Annotated in this window: 14 protein-coding genes; 6 read left to right on the plus strand and 8 right to left on the minus strand. The window is 55.0% G+C overall.

All coding sequences use genetic code 11. From position 1 onward, the window contains the following. The 4 genes from ACQZ63_RS26210 to istB all read left to right on the plus strand — a co-directional run. The coding region (locus ACQZ63_RS26210) for a C-terminal helicase domain-containing protein (RefSeq protein WP_448799449.1) at positions 1-680 on the plus strand (680 nt) is incomplete at its 5' end. 122 nt (positions 681-802) lie between these two features. Next, positions 803-1,204 carry a hypothetical protein gene (locus ACQZ63_RS26215; RefSeq protein ID WP_448799450.1) on the plus strand — a complete coding sequence of 134 codons (402 nt, stop codon included), beginning with the start codon at positions 803-805 and terminating at the stop codon, positions 1,202-1,204. A 133-nt stretch (positions 1,205-1,337) separates the two neighbouring features. Beyond that, positions 1,338-2,891, plus strand: a complete 1,554-nt coding sequence (gene istA / locus ACQZ63_RS26220; protein WP_448799451.1) for an IS21 family transposase — start codon at positions 1,338-1,340, stop codon at positions 2,889-2,891. Between the two features lie 12 nt (positions 2,892-2,903). Continuing rightward, complete coding sequence (gene istB / locus ACQZ63_RS26225; RefSeq protein ID WP_448799452.1) at positions 2,904-3,680, plus strand: IS21-like element helper ATPase IstB; 777 nt, start codon at positions 2,904-2,906, stop codon at positions 3,678-3,680. A gap of 399 nt (positions 3,681-4,079) precedes the next feature. On the opposite strand, the gene ACQZ63_RS26230 is transcribed toward istB, so the two are convergent. Genes ACQZ63_RS26230 through ACQZ63_RS26240 form a run of 3 tightly spaced genes read right to left on the minus strand, consistent with a single transcriptional unit; the run spans position 4,080 to position 7,478 of the window. Then, positions 4,080-5,024 carry a plasmid partitioning protein RepB C-terminal domain-containing protein gene (locus ACQZ63_RS26230; RefSeq protein ID WP_448799453.1) on the minus strand — a complete coding sequence of 315 codons (945 nt, stop codon included), beginning with the start codon at positions 5,022-5,024 and terminating at the stop codon, positions 4,080-4,082. After that, positions 5,008-5,916, minus strand: a complete 909-nt coding sequence (locus tag ACQZ63_RS26235) for a plasmid partitioning protein RepB C-terminal domain-containing protein (RefSeq protein ID WP_448799539.1) — start codon at positions 5,914-5,916, stop codon at positions 5,008-5,010. Before ACQZ63_RS26235 ends, ACQZ63_RS26230 begins: the two co-directional genes overlap by 17 nt. Further along, a complete protein-coding gene (locus ACQZ63_RS26240; RefSeq protein WP_448799454.1) occupies positions 5,916-7,478 on the minus strand; it encodes a recombinase family protein in 1,563 nt (520 codons plus the stop codon). Before ACQZ63_RS26240 ends, ACQZ63_RS26235 begins: the two co-directional genes overlap by 1 nt. 102 nt (positions 7,479-7,580) lie before the next feature. Between ACQZ63_RS26240 and ACQZ63_RS26245 the strand changes: the two genes are divergently transcribed. Beyond that, a complete protein-coding gene (locus ACQZ63_RS26245) occupies positions 7,581-8,228 on the plus strand; it encodes a hypothetical protein (RefSeq protein WP_448799455.1) in 648 nt (215 codons plus the stop codon). Here the strand turns inward: ACQZ63_RS26245 and scpB are convergent. Continuing rightward, a complete protein-coding gene (scpB, locus tag ACQZ63_RS26250) occupies positions 8,220-8,945 on the minus strand; it encodes an SMC-Scp complex subunit ScpB (RefSeq protein ID WP_448799456.1) in 726 nt (241 codons plus the stop codon). The genes ACQZ63_RS26245 and scpB overlap by 9 nt on opposite strands. Positions 8,946-8,947: 2 nt before the next feature. Then, complete coding sequence (locus ACQZ63_RS26255; protein ID WP_448799457.1) at positions 8,948-9,901, minus strand: DUF1403 family protein; 954 nt, start codon at positions 9,899-9,901, stop codon at positions 8,948-8,950. 124 nt (positions 9,902-10,025) lie between these two features. Between ACQZ63_RS26255 and ACQZ63_RS26260 the strand changes: the two genes are divergently transcribed. Beyond that, positions 10,026-11,159 carry a site-specific integrase gene (locus ACQZ63_RS26260; protein WP_448799458.1) on the plus strand — a complete coding sequence of 378 codons (1,134 nt, stop codon included), beginning with the start codon at positions 10,026-10,028 and terminating at the stop codon, positions 11,157-11,159. 277 nt (positions 11,160-11,436) lie between these two features. Here ACQZ63_RS26260 and ACQZ63_RS26265 read toward each other — a convergent pair whose 3' ends face one another. From ACQZ63_RS26265 to ACQZ63_RS26275, 3 genes are all read right to left on the minus strand, one after another. Next, on the minus strand, positions 11,437-12,342 hold the full coding sequence (locus ACQZ63_RS26265) for a DUF6602 domain-containing protein (protein WP_448799459.1): 906 nt from the start codon (positions 12,340-12,342) through the stop codon (positions 11,437-11,439). Between the two features lie 143 nt (positions 12,343-12,485). Further along, positions 12,486-15,605 carry a DEAD/DEAH box helicase gene (locus tag ACQZ63_RS26270; protein WP_448799461.1) on the minus strand — a complete coding sequence of 1,040 codons (3,120 nt, stop codon included), beginning with the start codon at positions 15,603-15,605 and terminating at the stop codon, positions 12,486-12,488. Next, positions 15,595-16,401: a hypothetical protein gene (locus tag ACQZ63_RS26275; RefSeq protein WP_448799462.1), complete on the minus strand. Its 807-nt coding sequence runs from the start codon at positions 16,399-16,401 to the stop codon at positions 15,595-15,597. The genes ACQZ63_RS26270 and ACQZ63_RS26275 overlap by 11 nt, the downstream gene beginning before the upstream one ends. Positions 16,402-16,415: the final 14 nt, after the last annotated feature.

Here is a 16,415-nt window from a genome sequence, read left to right on the forward strand (position 1 = left end):
TCGATTCACTTTTGCAGGATCTTGCGAGCGAGGAAGACGGCGAGAGTCGTGACACGCAGAGAGCAAAGCTTGAATTGTATCTGCAGGATTATTCCGGCCGCGAGGGTAACTTCGCCCGCATGATGTCGGGCTCAACTGCTCCTCAAACACGTCGCACTCTACAATCTGCTTTTAATAGAGCAAGCAGTTGGCCAATGGTGCTGGTTGCGCAATCACGTGTCGGTCGTGAAGGCCTCAACCTGCATGAAGCCTGCCGCACTGTGGTGCTCCTTCACGCCGAGTGGAACCCAGGCATTGTCGAGCAACAGATTGGGCGAGTAGACCGCAAAAACAGTCTTTGGCTTAGAGATTGGCGGGACTGGAGCCCCGAGCGGGTTGGACCTCCACCCCGTATCAGGGTTCACCCTGTTATTGTCAGCGGCACCTATGACGATCACAACTGGCAGGTTTTAAAGGGTCGTTGGCTGGAGTTGAGAGCACAGTTACATGGCGACGTCCTACGCCCCCACCAACTGGCGTCCGAAATGGATGACACAAAATCAGCATCTATTGAACTGGTTCGTCGCTCGACGCCTGATTTTTCGCCTCCTTGTGGTAGTTATCCGGGGCAACTGGCAGAGCGAGAGTTCTGTAAAAAAAGCTGTGTGAGCAGAGAGATACCAGAAAGAGCCGAGAACTAATCCATCATCTTCAGTGTTCCCCGAATGACATAGACTTACTACAATTCCGGATGTGGTGTTCGAACACTATTCGCAAACCACAATGCGTTGGCTGATGGCATGGTCTTTTGGACGGTTTTCATATGACAAATATCAATCACAATAGGCCGACACTTCGCCTTCTCGACAACTATAAGCGTGAACTTAGGTCCCTGTCACATAGCGATAAAATCTCGAAAGTGGCCACGGAAGAACCGACGCGTGGTAGAAAGAAGCGGATGCCGGACGTGAGCCCATCCGCGCAGCAAATTATTCTTTCAATGTTTGATGCTGCTGATCGATATTACCAGTCTTTCTCAAAATTTTTGCAGACTTTGTCACCAGAGGCCGAAAAATCGATCCGAAAGAAGGGGACTGCATTTCGGAGAGAGTTAGACCACGCCCAAGTAAAGCTCATAGATGAATGCGTTAAACTAGTGGTGGAAGCATTGCGTGAGAAAATTGAGGTGCGGGTTTCACAAAGTACGGGACACGGATTTCAGTAAGTCGCGGACACCGATTTCGGAAAGTCCGGGACAGCAATTTCAGTAAGTCGCGGACAGCATCGCGACAGATTTAGATCGATTTTCGTGAGCGCCGATCTGGCACTTTGCCCTCGTGTTTTTGAGCGAGGAATTGATGCCCAGACGGAAGCTAGCGAGACATACCGACGTGAAGGACATCCGATCGATCCTGCGGCTGACGTTCGAACAGGGATTGTCGATACGCGCCGTTTCCGAACGGCTGAAGATGAGCAAGACGTCGGTTTCGACGTATCTGCTGCGGGCGCGGGAAGCTGGGCTTGCGGTCTGGCCTCTTCCACCTGGCCTGGACGAGGACGACGTTCTGGAGCAACGACTATTCCGCCGAATGGGGCGACCTCCGCGCGATACCGACGAACCGAATTGGCCAAAGGTGGCCAGCGAACTGAAGCGCAAGGGCGTGACGCTCAATCTGCTATGGCAGGAATACCGGGAAGCCCATCCGGATGGCTATGGCTATACGTGGTTTTGCTGCCGGTTTGCCGATCACGAAAGCCGGGCCAAACCCACCTATCGCAGCCGTCATGTTGGTGGCGTAGCGATGGAATGCGACTATGCCGGCCACACGATCCCGATCATCGACCCATCTACTGGCGAGATCCGCGCGGCGCAGATCTATGTGGCAGTGCTGAGCGCGTCACAGTTGACGTTCTCTTATGCCAGCTTCAGTCAAAAGCTGCCCGACTGGATCGAGGCGAACCAACGGGCCTTCAGTTACTTCGGTGGTGTGACGAAGACAACCATCTGCGACAACCTCAAGTCTGCGGTGGCCAAGGCTCTTTGGTTTGAACCGACGTTGAATGCGACATTTGCGGCCTTCGCCGATCACTACGATACGACATTATTGCCGGCACGACCGAGGCGTCCTCGAGATAAACCCTCCGCCGAAGGGTCGGTTTTAATCGTCGAGAGGTGGGTTCTGGCCAGACTTCGAAACGAACGTTTCTTCAGCCTTGTCGATCTCAATATCCGCATCAGCGCTCTGATCGAGGACCTCAATAGTAGAACGATGCGCCGATATGGCAAATCGCGGCGCGCTTTGTTTGATGAAGTCGAGCGCTCCGAGCTCAAGCCGCTGCCTTCAACGCCGTTTGAATATGCGGAATGGAAGGTCGCGAAGGTCCATCCCGATTACCATGTCGAGGTCGACAAGACATTCTATTCCGTGCCGCACGGTCTCATCGGAAGACGGGTCGATATCAGGCTGACGTATCGGGCAGTCGAGATCTTCTTGGACCACAAGCGTGTTGCCAGCCACATCCGAAGCTCGCAGCGCTCCGGCCACATCACCGTCAATGAACATATGCCCAAGGCTCACCAACGCTATGCAAACACGACACCCCACACATTGCGCAAGGAAGCAGCAAAGGTCGGGACCAATACGGCGATTTTTATCGAACGTTTGCTATGCGACCGGCCGCATCCCGAGCAAGGCTACCGATCTGCTCAAGGCGTTCTTTCCCTGGCGCGCCGTTACGAATCCGAGCGGCTGGAACTTGCTTGCGAGCGAGCGCTGGTCATCAACGCACTAAGCTATTCGTCTGTCGCCAACATTCTCAAATCTGGTCTCGATCAGGCTCCAACCATGAGCGAGGCTGTGAAGCCGGCGCCGCCGCACGGCAATATCCGCGGCAAAACCTACTACCAATGAAGAGGACATCAGATGCTGACACATCCAACCCTGGACCAGATGAGTGCGCTTGGCCTCGCCGGGATGGCGACCGCCTATCGCGAGCTCATCGAGCAGGCTCATGGAAACGATCTTAGCTTCGACGAACGGCTGGGCCTGATGCTCGACCGCGAGATCGCGGTGAGAACAGACCGACGGCTGACAAACAGGCTCGCCACAGCAAAGCTTCGTTTTGCCAATGCCTCGATCGAAGACATCGATTTTGGATCTCGCCGCGGTCTTGACCGCCGGAACGTCTTGTCTCTGGCACAAGGTGCATGGCTGAAGGCAAACGAGAACCTGATCCTGACCGGCCAAACAGGCACCGGAAAGACGTGGATTGCCTGTGCTTTCGCGCGACAGGCCGCCCGCCTCGACTATTCGGTGCTCTACGTTCGAATGCCGCGACTGTTTGAGGACCTCGCACTCGCCAGGCTGGATGGACGCTTTCCGCGCCTCGTCGACAAGCTTGCGCGCGTTCACTTGCTGGTGCTGGATGACTGGGGAACCCACACCCTGAACGATCGACAGCGCCTCGATCTGCTAGAAATCTTCGAGGAACGATATCGGCGGAAATCGACCCTGATCACGGCTCAGCTTCCCGTGGCGGCTTGGCACGAAATGATCGGAGAGGCCACTTTAGCTGATGCGATTTTGGACCGTATTGTTCACAACGCACACCGCATAACGCTCGAAGGCGACAGCATGCGGAAACGAAAAATGCCGACGCTCTTGACCGGCGGCGAAATAACCGAAATCAATCACCCGTAACAGCAACCAGGCAACCGGAATTCGATCGCACCCGTTGTCCGCGACTTAGCGAAACGCTTGTCCGCGACTTGCTGAAATGACTGTCCCGATTTACCGAAATCCGCAAATTGAGGGAAAGAATGGTGTCATGGAATGGCTAATCTGGTTCCAAGATGATGCCCAGAACACGAACGATTCCGGTCTGCTTAACATCCTGGAAATTGGTGTTAGGCCGGCCTTTAAGAAGATCGAAGTCGCCATTGATGAGGGTGTCTTCCGACAAAATCCCAGCACCGCAGGGTGCTGAATGACAGACGTTTCCCTCACGAATATTACGATAAACAGCAACAACCTCTGTTGCCGCGAAGCCGCAATTTGCAGCATCGGCTTTGTCAATCTAAAGAGAAACCACCTCGCAACCTATTGCTCTGGAGCATCCTTGAAAGGAGCAATGGAATCGATCTCCGCGATTTTCTGGAATTCGCCGAGATATTCCTGACGATGATGTTCAAGCCAGCGGCTGATGCGGCTATTAGCAAGCAGTTTGGCGACGTATCCCCGTGCTACGGTAAGGTGAAGGTTATCTATCCCGTAAGTTTCTTCAACGCTCTTTACTTGTGTTTGCAATGCAGCCAGCTCCCGCTCCATCCGCGCGATCTGCTGTCCTGACGGCGTGCCGGCGCCTCGACCTGAGCCTTGCTTGCGGGCAACGAGTTGGCTGTCGGGTGTGGCGGCGCGTATCGCTCTGGCAAACATGATGGAAAAGTTGTGTTGACCGATCATCAAGTCGGCGGCCTCAATTTGCCGGACAGCCGACATCTGTCTTAAGACATCAAAGACAGTCATAGAACACGGTGTATCTTTCAGCATTTCTGCGGCCTCTGGACTAATGCCTTCAAGCAGTCGAAACCGACGAATGACCGACTCGACCTGAAGCCCAAGCGCATCTGCAATGTCCGCGGACGACACACCACGTTCAATAGCACGCGCAATCATCCGATGCTCCTGGATCGGGGCGAGGCGATTGACCCGCTTATTGTATGTGTAGGTATCGTCGTCGGTTGCGATCAAACACTCGACCTCGATGGTGCCAAGCTCCTTCAAAGCCTCTAATCGTAGATGGCCGTCGAGCAGAAACCAGAGACCAGGGTTTTTGTTGTCCGCGATGACTACCGGCGCCTCGACCAAACCAATCGCCTTGATCGAACTTAAAACCTGCGCGAATTTCCTGCTTTCGCGGGCGCCTTCAGGCAGGGATTTCAGCGGTACGATCGCAGAAATGGCTATTGTTTTTATATCTCGATCAAATGCGAAGTGAATTCGGCCATCACCGTTGTCATCATCATCGTCATGCCCATCGCTCATCATGCCCTCCTGAAATTCGGCTGGAGAGTGCTTTTGGCATGGTTGCCAATCCCTCCGCTCTCAACAGATTGAGGAAACTTTCATCCGCGATCAGATCCTTCATGGCCTCGACAATGAAGAGAAGCCGGGTCTGTGCAAAATCTGATTTCTTGATCAAGAGCCGCTGTTTTTCGGCCTCCCTTTGATAAACCTGCATGAGATCATGCGCCGTCATCCGCTTTCCGGTGGCTTTGCGGCCGAAACGCCCCTGTTGTATTCCTTTTCCCTGAGCTCGCATGCGGACATCGAGAAGCCGCCTGACGGCAGCAAGTTTTTTCCCCCGAAGCTGACCCGCCTCATAGGCATCCAGGAGCAAGCTTTGCGCCTCCTCGGTCTCAGCTCGAGATATTTCCATCGCAAGGGTAATCGGGATGAGGCCGGTTTCAACGGCTGCGACAAGGCGTTCCTCGCCCTTCTCGAGAAGTGCGGCGATCATGTAGACCCATTGTGCGCCGACACCGATCCTTTTGGCGATTGCAGCGTCGGTGTAGCCTCGTGCTCGCAAGGCACCAATCTCACGCATGAGGTCGATTGGTCGCGGGGTGCGTCGAGCAATATTCTCAACCAAGCTCATGACAAGGCATTTGTCCTCGCTGGCCTCGATGACGACCGCCGGGATCTCGCTCTGTCCGAGCATTTGAAAGGCTTCCAGACGGCCTTCCCCGCAAACCAGATCGTACCGTGGCCCGCCTGGGCCATTGTGGCGGCTGACAGTGATCGGGCGCTTGAGACCGATGGCTTCGATATTGTTCACGATGTCCCGATGCTGTCGTTTGTTGCGCGCGCGGGGGTTGAGCACTGAGATGCGTGAAATCGGGATCATTTCTATATGACTTGAATGAAGAGCGGACATCACGCGGCCTCCGACAGGTTAACGGGCGCAGCAATCTGATAAAGAATAGTGAGGTCATCGAACCGATAGGCATCAAGCTGCAAGGCATTGTCTTCTGCCATCCTCAATCGATCGGCGAGAAGATCCAGCCTTGGAAAGAGGTAGTAGTCGAATGCCTTCTGGTTGGCCGAATCCATGCGGACAACGACGGTGATGTCGGGAGCAAGTGAGGTATCGAAACGCAGGTTCCAACGTAGAAGTCCCGTCGGTGTCTGGAAGCAGCGAGCGATTACAATTGACAGAGTGAACTCCTCGTTGACCGTTACATGATCGGTTTCGATGTCCTGCCACGCCTTGCTGCCAGAGGATTTCAAGGCGCCCATCACCTGCTCAAGCACATCGGGATGGCGCTTGCGGAGTTCTCGATTGATCTCGACGTAACGGTAATCTCGATCCGGATTGAAGCCCACGAGACTGTAGGCTCGCAGAAGGCTGCCGAACCGCGAGCTGTAGGCACTGCTTGACGGCATGCCATCGCATTCATCGATGACGATACCCGACAAACTCCCCGTTCGTTGGTACAGGTCTCGCAGAGACTGCAGCATCTCTTCGTCGCTCAACCGGAATGACCGGGTGTTGATAACGGTCCGAGCCGCCTCGAAGAGGGATCGCTCGATGACAGCGTCGAACACGCCGTTAGCCCTGATCCACATTTCGGGATCATTGCGGACATGGCGTTTCTTTAATTTGAAAGACTGTCGGTTCCAAACATTGTCGCCGGCATATTTCTCATTGATCAGGATTTGATGGACGGTCCCTCTCGTCCAGTTGCGTCCAAGGTCGGATTTAATGCCCCGTTTATTCAGCTCGGCTGCAATTTCGCTCTCACTTTCCCCATGGTGCACGAATCTGCGATATATCTCACGAACCAGCTCTACCTCTTCGGCCGGCCCCAAAGTAAGGATCACACGGTCAGTCTGAATGCTTTTGTGCTCGCCTCGTTGGAGATTACCTTTTACTTGGCCGTGTTCATCGATCAGCGTACGTCGTAACCCGAAACCAGCTGGTCCGCCTTGTCGGTACCCCTTTTCGATCAGACGGCCCTGCCCTGCGAAAACCTTCGTAGACAATTCACGACTATACTCCCCGGCCATAGCCCGCTTGACGCCTTTGACGATGGTGGACACCGGGCTGCCGTCATTTTCAAACTGTTCGGCGCAATACTGGACAGAGATCCCGGCACGACGGCAGATGTATTCGTAGTACGCGCTTTCATCAGCATCCTGGAAGCGGCCCCATCGACTGACATCATAGACCAGAACCATCGTGAAATCTGTTGTGCCGACCTGCACATCCTCGATGAGTTGGCGCAGCGCATCGCGCCCTTCGATTTTCAGGCCACTCTTTCCTGAATCCGCGTATGTCCTGACAATCTCGATGCCGCGCACCCGAGCATAGTCCCGAATTGCCTCCGATTGGTTTTCGGTAGAATATCGCTGATGATCGGTTGACATACGCACGTATTCGGCAGCCCGCACTGGCTGCGAAACCGATGACCTGCCGCTAAAGGTCTCCCGATCCACTGGCCGCCCCTCCTATCTTCAATCAGAGCGCGTCTGATCCTGAGGCTGTTGCGGCGACCAGCACATCCATTCCTGCAGGCATCCGCATAGCAATTCTAGCGCATGAAGGAGCAGAAGATGTTGCCGAAAAAGGGCAGTAAGTTGCCGATTTGGCCTGGCTTTCTCGGCGATCGAGAGGTTCTCGCGTTCACACTCGCCGATCTCTTAAAAAAAGAGCATGGCGATAGTCACAGAGCGACCAAGGAATTGATGCGGCAGACAGGTGCCAGCGAACGAACCGTAAAACATTGGCTGTCCGCTCAACATGCTCCAGAGGTTATGTTTTTCCTTCGTCTAGTCGTCTCCTCGCCAGTGGTACGAGCTTTTTTGCTCGGGATTATTGAAGGGCCAGCATCGGACCGGACCGCTCCTGCGAACGATCACTCCTTTCGTGTGGCCTCGAAAGAAGCCTACGCTACCGGCGAAGCCGCAATCGCCACGCTGGCAGCAAATTCACGTAGAAATGACCCTAATCATGTCCCTGAAATTGACCCTAAAGATGACCCTGAACCCGAGCTTTTCAATCAACGACAGCAGTGGTTTCTCGAACAAATTAAGGCGGGTGAACGCTTCAGCGCCAAGGAGATTGTTCTCACTTGGCACGTCAGCCTGAAAACCGCACGACGAGATATTAGCGCACTGCTTCATTCCAAGTTACTTGAGTATATCGGATCGCGCAGAAAAGGACGCTATCGAATGAATTCACGATGAAAATGAATATCCGTCGGCATCATCGTCGTCCTGCCCACCGGAAGCGTAGTCAGCGAGATCTCTGTTAATGGCATCCGACGCGGCTCGCCTGCTTAGAAGTCCGACGTCCTCGAGTGCCTCGATGTTGGGAAGATCACGGAGGGTCTGAAATCCAAACGCCGACAAAAATCGGGGTGTCGTCACATAGGTGTAGGGCGCGCCTGGCGTCGGACTGCGCGGCCCGGAGCCGATGAAACCTGCACCGCGCAGATTGCCGATCGTATCGCGGCTGACTTCCTTGCCAAAAATCTTCGCCAACTCGCTGCGGGTTACCGGCTGGAAATATCCCACTGCCATCAGCACCAATGCCTCGAACTCAGACAACGCCGCAGCCCCTCCCCTTGTCGGCGCGGAGGACGCGCGAATGGTCTCGGCAAAGCGTGGGCGGGTACGGTGCTGCCAGCCGCCGGCGACCGCCACCAATTCATATGGCCGATCCCGTAATTCCTCGACCAGATCATCAATTAGCAAGTCGATGCAGCAATCCCGACCGACGACGCGTGCCAGGGTCTCGCGGCTGACCGGCTCCGCCGAGGCAAAGATCACCGCCTCGACGCGCATCATCCACTCCCGCCAACGCAGCTCGACCGGAAGATCCTCTAGTTCCCGATCAAACAGACGCTCATCTGCGTCATTACTCTTCCGGCGGGATGGCTTCGACGCGGGCGATCCGGCCATGGTCATAGCCCAAAAATTCGAAACGAAGATCGGCCGGACAATTCACGCACCGCGTCGTGAGCCTCGAGCCTCTCGAACAGGCGGGACGCCGCCCAACGCGACAGCTGGCCCCCGGGTGACGTCGCCGATACTGCATCGTCATTCAACAGCTTCCGGATGACGGATTCAGCCCCTTTCGTCCGAAGCTTTGGGGTCACGGCAACTAGCCGGGCGGCGCGGCGATCAATCTCCGCGGCGGAGCGTAACGCCGCTTCAACGCCTTCAACAAGAGCCAGACAGATTGCCTTCGAATAGGCCGGTTCGCCCGGCCGCACCCGACCTCGGCCGCCAATCGTGCGGAATGCCGAGCTGAACCGTGCTGGCAACAGCAGAGGGACTGGCCTCGGCCATTTCAGTTTCATCGCCAAAACCACGTCGGCCAGTCCTAACGCCAAAACCTCGGCGTCCGGGCGAGGGGTCGCGATCGCCGATATCAGCTCGGCTAACACGAGGGGTGCCGCACGCCCGGACTGGACCGCCGTATCGATGAGATCCGGGACTGACGCAAGGTCGTCGTCCCATCGGATCGAACACAAGGTCGTCAGTTCCTTGACGAAAGGGGTGCCGGGCATCTGGGATCGACGGCAGAGCAGTCGTGTGGCCAGATACAGCTTTCCGGCCGGACCTGGATCGCCATCTGCGGCCGTCATTAAAACGGCGTCGCGCAGTGCGGCCTCTTCCTCATTGCGGCCGAGCATCCGAGCGGCGACAGCGGCCGATTTCAAGGCAAGGCGATCGCGCCAGCAGCCGATCCACAGAGTATCCGAGCGGATCAGATCATCAAGCGCTTTCAGTGCGATACCAGCAGAGAAGACCGCGTCGCACTCGTCGATGTCACGACCGCGCGCCAACGCCCAGCCCGGCAGGTGCGCGGACCATGTTGGTGTCGGAGTTTGCACTGTCGCGATCGAATCCATGCTGCGCAGCATAGTTCAGATGTGCGCTTTAATCCACAAATATCGCACCTAACCGCACTGCCTGTCGCTCCTAAATAATGTCCGATAATCTTGCATTATCGGACGTTCTGTTCATTATAGAGAAATGGCCCAAATCATCGAGCAAAACACCGAAATTCACGTCGAGGAGACCTCAGCGCTATCTCTCAGCATGGCGCCTGGGTGTGATGTTTCCGCGCCGGAGGTGTCGAGCGACAGCCCCCTCCCCTCTCTTGTCGGCGAGGGCGAGACACCGGCTCATCTCGCCAACCTTGCCGATCGTGCCCGGGGCTACGTCGCAGCGGCCAGTTCCGCCAATACACGCAAAGCCTACCAAGCCGACTGGAAGCATTTTTCAGCGTGGTGCCGGCGCGCCAATCTGGCCGCCCTCCCCCCGCATCCGCAAACTGTCGGGCTCTATATCACCGCCTGCGCTTCCGGCACGGCTGAACGGGGTGCAAAAGCGAACTCAGTCTCGACCATCGAACGCCGCCTCTCCTCTCTCAGCTGGAACTATGCCCAGCGCGGTCTCATCCTCGATCGTAAGGACCGGCATATCGCCACCGTGATGGCCGGCATCCGCAACAGCCATGCCAAGCCACCGGTCCAGAAGGAAGCGGTCATGGCTGAAGATATCATCGCCATGGTCGAAACGCTCGATCGCGGCTCTCTGCGCGGCCTGCGGGATCGGGCGATGTTGCTCATCGGCTTTGCTGGCGGCTTGCGACGTTCCGAGATCGTCGGCCTCGATCTCAAGGCCGACCAGACTGAGGACGGTCGCGGTTGGATAGAGATCCTCGACAAGGGCATGCTTATTACTCTGCGCGGTAAAACCGGATGGCGAGAGGTCGAGGTCGGCCGCGGCTCGGCCGATACGACCTGCCCGGTCGCCGCAATTGAGACCTGGATCAAGTTCGCCAAGCTGGCTCATGGGCCCCTCTTCCGCCGCGTCACAGGACAGGGCAAGGCGGTTGGATCCGAACGATTGAATGACAAGGAGGTCGTCCGGCTTGTGAAACGATCGGCGATGGCTGCCGGCGTTCGCGGCGATCTCAGTGAGATCGAGCGCGCGCTCAAGTTTTCCGGCCATTCCCTTCGCGCGGGCTTGGCCTCTTCCGCTGAAGTCGACGAGCGTTACGTCCAGAAACAGCTCGGTCATGCATCGGCAGAGATGACCCGCAGATATCAGCGGCGGCGGGATCGCTTCCGCGTGAATCTGACGAAGGCATCAGGGCTTTAGGTGACCACTCCCCTACTCCGGAGTGAAATCGTAAGGGGAGATTTCAGTGCAGAATTTGTCGCTTAGCGCTTGAAAAAATCAGAAGCTGAAAGCCACATTCGTGACGAGCTCGCTGAGCTTTTACAGACATCGAAACTCCACGGCACCTCATTGATTGGAGGATCACGTGGTCGTATCGCTCCGCAGCACAATCACCTTCCTGTCGGCAAAGCGCTGGACTTGAAGCCCGTAAATTGCGGGGGTATCGCGCTCGGGTAATATAAAGACAAAATCATCGTTACTCTGCCTCGACAGACGGCTGCATCAAACACATCAGTTCTCCGAGGTCGTAACCTACCAATATCTGTTCTTCTAAAAGGCCAAGCAACAGTGCCACGAAAGCGATGGGCCCATTATGGTGGGAAACGGGTACAGAGTAGTATTCAGGCACGAGTCCCCGAATGTCTTCACCTGCTGCAGCCTCCGCAACCAAGGCGTGGTAATCAGGATGAGACTCGACCATATCAAGTGTGCTCCGGTGATGAACCATCAAAGCACGTCTGACCGCGGTGTCATTTACTGTCCTGATCAGAAACTCCCTATCCAGCGTTACTACTGCGTCTGGCTCGATTTCACCGCCCCCGTATCGGTTGTGATCTAAACGTTCTTGCAACGGCACTCTTGCTGTCACTTTTGTTCCGTAGAGTTTGCTGCCGCGGTACGCCACCACCATCGTGAAAGGCCGATGTGGTCTCCGATCTCCTTGTCTCCTTTTCGCCCTGGTCATTGTCGACAAGTGAGACACGGCAGGTATCTCCTCCAACTTCGAGAGGGCGTCAGCTAGCGTTTGCTCGGTCAGCACCGATTTCGCTTCCACTACACCGTAAACATCGTCGTAAGGAATTAGCCTCGTACCCGATTCTTCATCGAGACAAAGGTTTGGAGAATTGTCTTTCCTGAAAATAATCACATCAAATTCAGACGTGACATCTGCAATGATCCTGTCGTTGTCCCACCGCGTGTAAACAATGTAGCCTCGCGATACCCCATACTTCCCCGGCAGCATCTCGCGTAGAAATTTTCTAATCTGCCCTTCCCTTGGACGACCAGTGTTATCTGGCCGCCGGTGCAGCGCGCCACGCGCGAACGCCAGCTCGAAATCTTTCGCAATAATTCCCGTTAAATCGGTAAGTTTTGGCTTCACTCGTCTCTCCAGATGGACATTTAGACGACGAGTCGCCGTTGCATCAAAACTTCTTTATTGTGCAGATCAGGACAATCTGCACAGCGGATGACCCACGAAGGGAGCAGTCATTGCTACGGAAACGCCTGCCGATGTGCAACGCCCTACCCCAGCTCGCGAGCGACTTCTTGAAAATATTCAGGGAATGATTGGAGAAGCGCGCTCACCGCATCGTATTCCTTCCGGCAGCACGCTTTCACACCTGCGCGATCATGCACATTAGGAAAAGCTTCGGCCAATTGTTGCGCAACCACCCTGTCCGCGAAGCCGGATTCGTAAAACGCGAGCGAAGCTTTAGTTTGAAGACCATTCTTCACCTGCCTTTGAAGCAGCGTAACCGGCTCAACGAGGTCAGGCTCGATAGATTCAATAAGGTCGACGACCGAGGCGAGGATCATGGCGAGATGATAGCCAAAACCATCCTCGCAAAGTGAGACGACGTGGTCGGCCGTCGCGTGGTCGCCACTGAAGCGAATATCGCTCTTCGCGAGAATCTCTCGAAGGGAGGCGAAGGAATTCCCCTCGACCCAACCGGAGAGAATTGTCGGGATCACCGTCAAATCGCTTAAAGACAATATCGATTTCGCTGCCGCAAGAGGTGTCGCCTGCTCTAACAGCAGCGGTAAGAGACTTCCATCTTTAACAGCAGCGGTCAGTTGATCTAAGCTCGCCTCGATCCATTTGCTCAATTTGTGAAGTTCCGCAGGCGGCAAAGGCGACTTCTTAATGAGCAAACGGTAGGCTGCGTCGGTATTGCTTTGAACGGATCTTACCGTTGCCTGGAAAAGCTCCACGACCCGTGGTCGGATCTCATCGTCAGCCAGATGGTAAGCCAGCGTGTTCGCAGCGAGTTTATCAGACGCCGCGACGGCATCTTCTGCATCAAAATCGATGTGCTGCGCGAGATACATCGCGATGCTTTGAATCGCACGCGCCCTCCCCTGCAAATAGTCTCGGAGCTCAGAGGAGCTCGCATTCGGGAACTGCTTGAGGACCTCTTCGACAATCGACGCAATCATCTCAGCGTCGGCGAACGCTAAATTCCAGTCCGCGAGATTGAATGTAAGCACGATAGGAGTGCCGACTGTCTGCTTGTAGTCCTCGAATATCTGAAGAATACTACTCTGGCTTGGCTCTGCCCCATCTTGGTCCAGAAGCGTCTTAGCAGCTTCCCAGCGCCATTTTTTATAGTAATCTTCTCGTTCATCGTAGATCGAAGGCGCAGAGAAAATCACGCTACTCTCCGTGTGCATGCCGGCACGCCCGGCTCGCCCCATGAGATTGTGGAAGTCGCGCGTTTTGATTTTCTCTCTGCCTTGTTGCGTAGCTGTGACGACTAAATATTTAATCGGAAAATTTACCCCTTGGGCTAGCGTCGAGGTGCAGGCAACGATACGGGCGTGGCCAGCCTTCATCGCGTGCTCCACGCAGAGACGGATCCCATGAGGCGTGCTTGCGTGATGCGACAGAACCCCAAGTCGGCTCGCGCCGACAACATCTACATCGCCAAGATTGCTGAATATTAGGTTCCCCAACTTTTCCAACTCTTCGGAATCTGACCACTCTCTGGGCTTATCTAGATCTACATTTCGCTTGAAAAGATCGACAACGCGCCAGGAAACTTTCGACACACTGGCCTTTTGGCCGCAGAACAGAGCTACACTCCCGTTGACGCCCAGATGCAGCGCAAGATATAGTCCAATGTCAACGCTTTCAGATATTTCTGCAGGGTGATCGCGGTCCGGAAACACACGATCGCGCTCTCGCTTGCTCTTCTTTTCGAGCGGAAGTTGCTCGATGATCCTTGGAACGAAGTATTCGTTCTCGTCGGGGTCAATCGGGTTCACATATTGTAGCCAGCCGCGCTCTTTCTGCCAGCTGGCAAATGCGATACTCTTCGCTGTTGGCAGAAGCCCCTTTCCCCCCACGATCGCAGTTGCATCTCCAATCAGCCAGTCCGCGATCTGCTCTGCATTGCCGATAACGGCCGAAATCAAGACGATCTGCGCTCCTGGTTTAAGCATCATGCGAAGCGACGAAAGCAGTAGCTCGTAAGTAGGACCCCGCGTGAAACCCTCGAATTGGTGCCCTTCGTCGTAGACAATCAGTCCGATACGCTCCGCCAATTCGGGTGCGCGACGAAGCATAAAAAGCAGTTTCTCGGGAGTTATTACCAGCACGCTATTTTGCGCAAGGAGCTGCCCCATTCCGAAGTCCATAAGATAGGAATCCGAGACCTCGTCCATAAGCACGGGCTCGTCCTGGAAAGCTCGGACGAGGTCAGAACGAATATCGTGACATAGCGATTTAAATGGCGCCACGATAATTGCCAAGGATGTTCTCTTCGATAGGAATGCCGCTCTGATGATAAGCTCAGTTGCGCGGGTTTTCCCAGCACTTGTGGGCATCTGGATTACTGCTGAACGTCCTCTCAACAGCTCGGCATCAGCAATTCGACGCTGAGCCGGCCACAGTTCGATCGGGAAGCCGGGTTTAGAGAGCGCAGTCTTCCACGCCTCAAGGGTCAGGTCAGACGTTGGAGGGAGCCTGTTGCGAGAAGAATTCTGGATTTTTCCTGCGCATATCGCTGTCACAATGTCCCCGTAGAGAACCTCTCGGTCAGTTCCGATCTCGAGTAGTTTTTCGCGAAGCTCTCGGCAAAGCTCTGGAATAGCGCGCTCATCTTCGTCCAGAAGAGCATAATGTCCTCGGATCAGCTCAAGCAAGCGATCGGCAAAGGCCGCATGAAAGATTTCTACCTCTATCGGTCCTAGGCGATTTTGAAGAATTCTGCTTGCGAGCAAGGCTAGCCCGCCGCCAAGAGCTGCGGGAGGCTCGCTCGAGCGCTTGACGACGACCACGGCATTTCCGATTGCATCAGAAAGATAATAGGCTGAAGCGCAGAGAAGCGAGAACTCGAGAGAGATGCTTTCATCTAACTTTGACTCCAAGTAAGAGTCAAAAAAGGTCGCGGCAAAACGCACGTTGTCGATTGCAGAAATATCTTCAGCCCACGTTTCCGGACGGTCACTCACGGTGGGATCGATAAAGTGGCCGGCAATAGCGCCAGCGGCGTCGCCTAGAATTCCAACTGCCAACGAGTAGAGTGAAGCAGGATCCCGACGTATTTCGATAAAGTCCTCTGGGGCGACCCGAAACTCGTGCATCTTTGCAGTCGCGCGAACCGTTGAAAGAACCTGTATTGCGTTTGCTTCAGGCCTCATTCGCGGCCCTCTCGTATAGCGAGTGTACGAGATCCATCATTGAAGTGCCCTTGATCACAACGAGCCTGAGTTTGTCCTTGTTTGGATGCTCGGAGACTTGGGTTTTATCCAGTTCCATTTTATCAGCCGTTAACTCGTCTAGCACGGCAACCGCGCCACTCCATCGCGTGAAGGGGCGATCAGCTTCATTCTGGAACCGTTCGACTTTGAGCGCAGCGTCCCGACTCTTCCGAAGCAATCGTTTTTTTAAGGCGCTAAGCGTCATAGCTTCTCGCAAGCGGTCCTTGCCGGAATCGTTCACCGCCGTTTGGAGTCGATTTTCCTTCGTCGGCCTAAGTCCGGATTTGGACTCGACGATGAATATCTCATCCTTAGGGCTCGGTTTTTCAGACGCGAACCGAAATCCTACCACGTCTGTGCCGTTGTCCGACACATTTGCATTGATCCGGTCTTCATACCGATGTTCGCGGGGACACCAATAGTCTAAAATGAACTCGAGATAGTCCGCAACGAGGATTTCTCCAAAATCGCCTGATCGCGTCGCCGGGCCCGAGCCAACCTTCGCGCTCGGAAATTTGATCTCAGTCAGGAACTCCGAATGCGATTTTCCCGTCCCTGAAACCAACTCTGGAAGCTCTTCATCAAGACAGTAGTGCTGTCGAAAATGCTTCGCCCACGCGGAAAGGACAGCAGGATCATCTTGATGATTGAGCTCCCAAACTTCAACCAGCGCGCCTTCAGCGGTCTTAATGGCTTCTTTGGTCTTGTTCAGCCATTTTACATGGGGTGGCGTCATTGGGCTTATCTTGG

Source organism: Agrobacterium sp. CG160-95 (assembly GCF_053521725.1).